A 2,009-nucleotide genomic window follows, 5' to 3' on the forward strand; every position below is an offset into this window, starting at 1 on the left:
GCCGGGGCCGCCCCACGATGCGGCGCAGCGCCACGTCGTCGCCGGGGTTGAGCGCGAGGCGCGCGTACGCGAGGACGTCCCTGATCTCGCGGCGGTCGTAGAAGCCCACGCCGCCCACGATGCGCGCCGGGATGCCGAGGCGCCGCATGCTCTCCTCCAGCACGCGTGACTGCGCGTTCGTGCGGTAGAGCACCGCGATGTCCGCGAACTTCACGCCCTCGGCGCGCAACCGGGTGATGCGCTCCGCCACGAAGTCCGCCTCGGCGCGGTGGTCGGGCGCGCGGTGGAAGCGGACGGGCTCGCCCTCGTTCTTCACGGGCCGCAGCGTCTTCTCCAGACGTTCCGTGTTGTTCTCGATGAGCTTGTTCGCGAGCTCCAGCACCCGCGCGCTGGAACGGTAGTTGTGCTCCAGGCGGTACGTCCTCGAATCCGGGTAGTCCTTCTTGAAATCGAGGATGTTGTTGATGTCGGCGCCACGGAACTTGTAGATGCTGTTGTGGACGAGCACGCCACCGGCAAGGTACGTGTGGGTCGGGTCGACCGTGAGGTCGTAGACGGGTCCGTCGTAGTCGAACTGGGAGACGGACGTCACCTCGGTCTCCTCCAGTCGGCCGCCCTGCTCCACGAGCACACGCATGCCCTCGTGCAGGTGGGAGAGCGGCGTGAAGGCGTACATCTGCCCGTCGATCCAGGCACGACGCTGGATCTCCATGCCGCCCGCGTCGGCGATGGCCCTGGCGACGTCGAGCGCGTCGACGTAGCTCTTGCGGCTCGACTCGAAGCGGTAGCCGTCCTTGCCCTTGCCGTTGGAGCGGATCTCGATTCCGGCGGCACGGACGCGGTCGATGCGGTCCGGCGTGCTGGAGCACCACTGCACGCGGTGATACCCGACGCCGCCATGCCGGTTGTCCTGGTACATCACGACGTTGACGGTGTGACGGCGCGCGCCGTTCTGCGGCCGGTAGTGCGGGAAGTCCGGGTGGAGGTGCAGGTCCCTCATGAGTCGTTCGGCGGCGGAGCGCGTGTCGAGGGCCTCGTACAGCCGCCGCAGGTGGTCGTCGTCGAAGGCGAGGTTGCGGCCCACGGCGTGGAACAGGACGGTCGGCAGGCCGTAGCGGGCCGAGTACAGCACCTCGTGAAAGCGGGCCTCCTGGGCGGTGCCGCAGACGCGCAGCACCCAGAGCTTGTCGCCGTGCTCCTGATTGAGCCGCACCCGGAAGCCGTGCTCGGACTTGCCGTCGTCACCCGAGCGCATGCTCTTCGTGATGCCGACGCGGTACCCGCGATCCTCGCGGTACATCAGGTACACGTACCACTTGCCCTCGGTCGGTTCGATCCGCGAGAGCAGCACGTGATGGGGCGTCCCTTCCAGCGTTTTGCCGCCGGCGTTGATCCGCCACATCGAGCCCCGGTAGTGGCCGCGCTTCACGTGACGCACGACGGACGGCACGAGGGTCTTCCCGCCCCCGGTGCCGAAGGTGCAGTCGCCCTCCCGGACGTCCTCGATGCGTACGCAGCCACGTGTCGTGCGCACCAGCGTGTCGGGAGGCAGGCACTGGTCCGGGTCGCCCACGACCAGCAAGTTGCGGTCACGACTTGCAAGTAGACGTGTCAGTTCGTACTGCGCGCGGTTGGTGTCCTGGTACTCGTCCACGTGGATGAAGCGCGCGCGGTTCTGGATCTTGTTGAGCACGGCGGGCATCTCGCGGAAGAGCCGCACGGTCTCCACGATGAGGTCGTTGAAGTCGATGGCGTTCGTTCCGCGCAGGCGGGCCTGGTAGCGGCGGTAGCCTTCCACGGCGGTGGCGCGCGGGAGGCCCGCCATCATGTCCTCGCCGCTTCTCGCGAGGTCCTCGGGCGTCCAGAGGTTGCCCTTGGCGCGGTCGATGACGGCGCGCAACTGGCGGGGATTCGCGTCGGGGCCGACGCCGGGCAGGTTGCCCATGACCTCCTTGAGCAGGTCGAGCTGGTCGTCGTCGTCGTAGATGACGAAGCCGCGCCGCAGGCCG

The 2,009-nt window shown here is 68.3% G+C and carries 1 protein-coding gene; it reads right to left on the reverse strand.

The features are described from left to right. A partial coding sequence (locus DEIPI_RS41395) for a UvrD-helicase domain-containing protein (protein ID WP_045234145.1) occupies nt 1–2,009 on the reverse strand: 2,009 nt, incomplete at both ends.

Origin of the sequence: Deinococcus pimensis DSM 21231, assembly GCF_000519345.1 — a bacterium.
Taxonomy (GTDB): domain Bacteria; phylum Deinococcota; class Deinococci; order Deinococcales; family Deinococcaceae; genus Deinococcus_A; species Deinococcus_A pimensis.